Here is a 5,570-nt window from a genome sequence, read left to right as displayed (position 1 = left end):
GTCTGTTGTTTGAGAACTCAATAGTGTGTTTGGTGGTTTTTGTTTGTTGTTTTTTGCCACATCTTGCACTCCCCGTGTGTGGGGTGTGGTGTTGTTTTTTTGATGCCAGTTTTTGGTGTCTTTTTGTTAGGTCAGATTTTCTCTGATTGTGAATTCACCTGTCTTTGGATGGGTTGTTTTTGTTTGGAGAGTTTGATCCTGGCTCAGGACGAACGCTGGCGGCGTGCTTAACACATGCAAGTCGAACGGAAAGGCCCCTTCGGGGGTACTCGAGTGGCGAACGGGTGAGTAACACGTGGGTGATCTGCCCTGCACTTTGGGATAAGCCTGGGAAACTGGGTCTAATACCGAATACACCCTTCTGATCGCATGGTCTGGGAGGGGAAAGCTTTTGCGGTGTGGGATGGGCCCGCGGCCTATCAGCTTGTTGGTGGGGTGATGGCCTACCAAGGCGACGACGGGTAGCCGGCCTGAGAGGGTGTCCGGCCACACTGGGACTGAGATACGGCCCAGACTCCTACGGGAGGCAGCAGTGGGGAATATTGCACAATGGGCGCAAGCCTGATGCAGCGACGCCGCGTGGGGGATGACGGCCTTCGGGTTGTAAACCTCTTTCAGCATCGACGAAGCGCAAGTGACGGTAGATGCAGAAGAAGCACCGGCCAACTACGTGCCAGCAGCCGCGGTAATACGTAGGGTGCGAGCGTTGTCCGGAATTACTGGGCGTAAAGAGCTCGTAGGTGGTTTGTCACGTTGTTCGTGAAAACTCACAGCTTAACTGTGGGCGTGCGGGCGATACGGGCAGACTAGAGTACTGCAGGGGAGACTGGAATTCCTGGTGTAGCGGTGGAATGCGCAGATATCAGGAGGAACACCGGTGGCGAAGGCGGGTCTCTGGGCAGTAACTGACGCTGAGGAGCGAAAGCGTGGGGAGCGAACAGGATTAGATACCCTGGTAGTCCACGCCGTAAACGGTGGGTACTAGGTGTGGGTTTCCTTCCTTGGGATCCGTGCCGTAGCTAACGCATTAAGTACCCCGCCTGGGGAGTACGGCCGCAAGGCTAAAACTCAAAGGAATTGACGGGGGCCCGCACAAGCGGCGGAGCATGTGGATTAATTCGATGCAACGCGAAGAACCTTACCTGGGTTTGACATGCACAGGACGCCGGCAGAGATGTCGGTTCCCTTGTGGCCTGTGTGCAGGTGGTGCATGGCTGTCGTCAGCTCGTGTCGTGAGATGTTGGGTTAAGTCCCGCAACGAGCGCAACCCTTGTCTCATGTTGCCAGCACGTTATGGTGGGGACTCGTGAGAGACTGCCGGGGTCAACTCGGAGGAAGGTGGGGATGACGTCAAGTCATCATGCCCCTTATGTCCAGGGCTTCACACATGCTACAATGGCCGGTACAAAGGGCTGCGATGCCGTGAGGTGGAGCGAATCCTTTCAAAGCCGGTCTCAGTTCGGATCGGGGTCTGCAACTCGACCCCGTGAAGTCGGAGTCGCTAGTAATCGCAGATCAGCAACGCTGCGGTGAATACGTTCCCGGGCCTTGTACACACCGCCCGTCACGTCATGAAAGTCGGTAACACCCGAAGCCAGTGGCCTAACCCCTTGTGGGAGGGAGCTGTCGAAGGTGGGATCGGCGATTGGGACGAAGTCGTAACAAGGTAGCCGTACCGGAAGGTGCGGCTGGATCACCTCCTTTCTAAGGAGCACCGATACCGAAATGGTTTCCCCCACCCCCGCAACAATGTGGGATCAGTGTGGTTGGGATATTTCAGCCGGGGTCTGTAGTGGACGTCCCGGTGGGTGCACGACAAACAGGCTTTGATCAGTGCGGCGGGGAGCCGGCTGGTGCCACCAGACACACTGTTGGGTCCTGAGGCAACAGGCTCAGGGTCGCCCGGAGCGCTCGCTGGAGTGTGACGGGGGATCGCCGTCGACTTCGGTTGGTGGTTGTGTGTTGTCGCTCCATCTTGGTGGTGGGGTGTGGTGTTTGATTTGTGGATAGTGGTTGCGAGCATCAAGCCGCATGGATTTCTCGGTTCTCTTCGGAGTGCCGGGTGATCGGCTCTCGGTGGGCTGTTTGGTTCATCGTGGGTGTGTGGTTTGTTGTGGTGTAATTTCTTTTTTCTGTATCTGGTTTTTTGTGTTGTAAGTGTTTAAGGGCGCATGGTGGATGCCTTGGCACTGGGAGCCGATGAAGGACGTTGGAGGCTGCGATAAGCCTCGGGGAGCTGTCAACCGAGCTTTGATCCGAGGATGTCCGAATGGGGAAACCCAGCACGAGTGATGTCGTGTTACCCGTCACTGAATACATAGGTGGCGGGGGGGAACGCGGGGAAGTGAAACATCTCAGTACCCGTAGGAAGAGAAAACAAAAGTGATTCCGTGAGTAGTGGCGAGCGAAAGCGGAGGATGGCTAAACCGCGTGCATGTGATACCCGGCGGGGGTTGTGTGTGCGGTGTTGTGGGGCGTTTCTTCTCAGGTCCGCCGGCCTGGGCAGGAGTGAGAAACCGTTGTGTTAGTCGAAGTGGTCTGGGATGGCCTGTCGTAGAGGGTGAGAGCCCCGTAGACGAAAACTCAACGGCTCCTGTGGAACTGTCCCCGAGTAGCAGCGGGCCCGTGGAATCTGCTGTGAATCTGCCGGGACCACCCGGTAAGCCTGAATACTTCCCAGTGACCGATAGCGGACAGTACCGTGAGGGAATGGTGAAAAGTACCCCGGGAGGGGAGTGAAATAGTACCTGAAACCGTGCGCTTACAATCCGTCAGAGCCCTCCTTCGTGGTGGGGTGATGGCGTGCCTTTTGAAGAATGAGCCTGCGAGTCAGGGACATGTCGCGAGGTTAACCCGTGTGGGGTAGCCGCAGCGAAAGCGAGTCTGAATAGGGCGTATCCACGTATGTGGTGTAGTGGCGTGTTCTGGACCCGAAGCGGAGTGATCTACCCATGGCCAGGGTGAAGCAGCAGTAAGATGTTGTGGAGGCCCGAACCCACTTAGGTTGAAGACTGAGGGGATGAGTTGTGGGTAGGGGTGAAAGGCCAATCAAACTCCGTGATAGCTGGTTCTCCCCGAAATGCATTTAGGTGCAGCGTTGCGTGTTTCACACCGGAGGTAGAGCTACTGGATGGCCGATGGGCCCCACAGGGTTACTGACGTCAGCCAAACTCCGAATGCCGGTGTGTGAGAGCGTGGCAGTGAGACGGCGGGGGATAAGCTCCGTGCGTCGAGAGGGAAACAGCCCAGATCGCCGGCTAAGGCCCCTAAGCGTGTGCTAAGTGGAAAAGGATGTGCAGTCGCGAAGACAACCAGGAGGTTGGCTTAGAAGCAGCCACCCTTGAAAGAGTGCGTAATAGCTCACTGGTCAAGTGATTGTGCGCCGATAATGTAGCGGGGCTCAAGCACACCGCCGAAGCCGCGGCAATCAGCATCTGCTGGTTGGGTAGGGGAGCGTCCTGCATCCGGTGAAGCAGCCTAGTGATGGAGCTGTGGAGGGTGTGGGAGTGAGAATGCAGGCATGAGTAGCGATTAGGCAAGTGAGAACCTTGCCCGCCGAAAGACCAAGGGTTCCTGGGCCAGGCCAGTCCTCCCAGGGTGAGTCGGGACCTAAGGCGAGGCCGACAGGCGTAGTCGATGGACAACGGGTTGATATTCCCGTACCCGTGTATGAGCGCCCCTGATGAATCATCGGTACTAACCACCCAAAGGGTGGTCCACCAATCCCTTCGGGGTGCGGGGATCGCCGGCTGCGTGGGACCTTCGGTGGTAGTAGTCAAGCGATGGGGTGACGCAGGAAGGTAGCCGTACCAGTCAGTGGTAACACTGGGGTAAGCCCGTAGGGAGAAACCTAGGCAAATCCGGGTTTCACATATCCTGAGAGGTGATGCATAGCCGTATGAGGCGAATTCGGTGATCCTATGCTGTCGAGAAAAACCTCTAGCGAGCACATACACGGCCCGTACCCCAAACCAACACAGGTGGTCAGGTAGAGAATACTAAGGCGTACGAGTGAACTATGGTTAAGGAACTCGGCAAAATACCCCCGTAACTTCGGGAGAAGGGGGACCCACATGGCGTGACGGATCCTTGCGGTCCTGAGCGTGAGTGGGTGGCACAAACCAGTGAGAAGCGACTGTTTACTAAAAACACAGGTCCGTGCGAAGTCGCAAGACGATGTATACGGACTGACGCCTGCCCGGTGCTGGAAGGTTAAGAGGACCGGTTAACCCTTCGGGGTGAAGCTGAGAATTTAAGCCCCAGTAAACGGCGGTGGTAACTATAACCATCCTAAGGTAGCGAAATTCCTTGTCGGGTAAGTTCCGACCTGCACGAATGGCGTAACGACTTCTCAACTGTCTCAACCATAGACTCGGCGAAATTGCACTACGAGTAAAGATGCTCGTTACGCGCGGCAGGACGAAAAGACCCCGGGACCTTCACTACAGCTTGGTATTGGTGTTTGGTTCGGTTTGTGTAGGATAGGTGGGAGACTGTGAAGCTCAGACGCCAGTCTGGGTGGAGTCGTTGTTGAAATACCACTCTGATCGTATTGAACCTCTAACCTCGGACCGTATATCCGGTCCAGGGACAGTGCCTGGTGGGTAGTTTAACTGGGGCGGTTGCCTCCTAAAATGTAACGGAGGCGCCCAAAGGTTCCCTCAACCTGGACGGCAATCAGGTGTTGAGTGCAAGTGCACAAGGGAGCTTGACTGTGAGACTGACACGTCGAGCAGGGACGAAAGTCGGGACTAGTGATCCGGCACCCCCGAGTGGAAGGGGTGTCGCTCAACGGATAAAAGGTACCCCGGGGATAACAGGCTGATCTTCCCCAAGAGTCCATATCGACGGGATGGTTTGGCACCTCGATGTCGGCTCGTCGCATCCTGGGGCTGGAGCAGGTCCCAAGGGTTGGGCTGTTCGCCCATTAAAGCGGCACGCGAGCTGGGTTTAGAACGTCGTGAGACAGTTCGGTCTCTATCCGCCGCGCGCGTCAGAAGCTTGAGGAAACCTGTCCCTAGTACGAGAGGACCGGGACGGACGAACCTCTGGTACACCAGTTGTCCCACCAGGGGCACCGCTGGATAGCCACGTTCGGACAGGATAACCGCTGAAAGCATCTAAGCGGGAAACCTTCTCCAAGACCAGGCTTCTCACCCATTAAGTGGGATAAGGCCCCCCGCAGACCACGGGATTGATAGGCCAGACCTGGAAGCACAGCAATGTGTGCAGGGAACTGGCACTAACCGGCCGAAAACTTACAACAACCAACAAACACACCAGTTGGCAGAAAGTAAGAGACGCACCGCCTCGCAACCACAAAACCACACTGACCACACCACACCCCCCACCAAAAACACCCATCAACCCGTATGGGAGTGAAACCCCGGGGACACCGCACCCAGTGCGACCCCCAGGGCCCCACAAAAAAATAGAGTTACGGCGGACATAGCGACAGGGAAACGCCCGGTCCCATCCCGAACCCGGAAGCTAAGCCTGTCAGCGCCGATGATACTACCCAACTCGGGTGGAAAAGTAGGACACCGCCGAACACACACAGAAACACCCCC

3 rRNA genes are annotated in these 5,570 nt (G+C 56.5%); all 3 read left to right on the top strand.

The annotated features are described in order from the left end of the window. Positions 1 to 180 precede the first annotated feature (180 nt). Positions 181 to 1,704 (top strand): 16S ribosomal RNA (locus A5727_RS23180). A 447-nt stretch (positions 1,705 to 2,151) separates the two neighbouring features. Continuing rightward, a 23S ribosomal RNA gene (locus tag A5727_RS23175) occupies positions 2,152 to 5,266 on the top strand. Between the two features lie 172 nt (positions 5,267 to 5,438). Continuing rightward, positions 5,439 to 5,552 (top strand): 5S ribosomal RNA (rrf, locus tag A5727_RS23170). Together the 16S, 23S and 5S rRNA genes form the textbook arrangement of a ribosomal RNA operon. The last annotated feature ends 18 nt before the right edge of the window (positions 5,553 to 5,570 follow it).

It is taken from the genome of Mycobacterium sp. ACS4331 (assembly GCF_001667265.1).
Classification (GTDB): domain Bacteria; phylum Actinomycetota; class Actinomycetes; order Mycobacteriales; family Mycobacteriaceae; genus Mycobacterium.
This window is presented reverse-complemented; position numbering and strand designations above follow the sequence as displayed.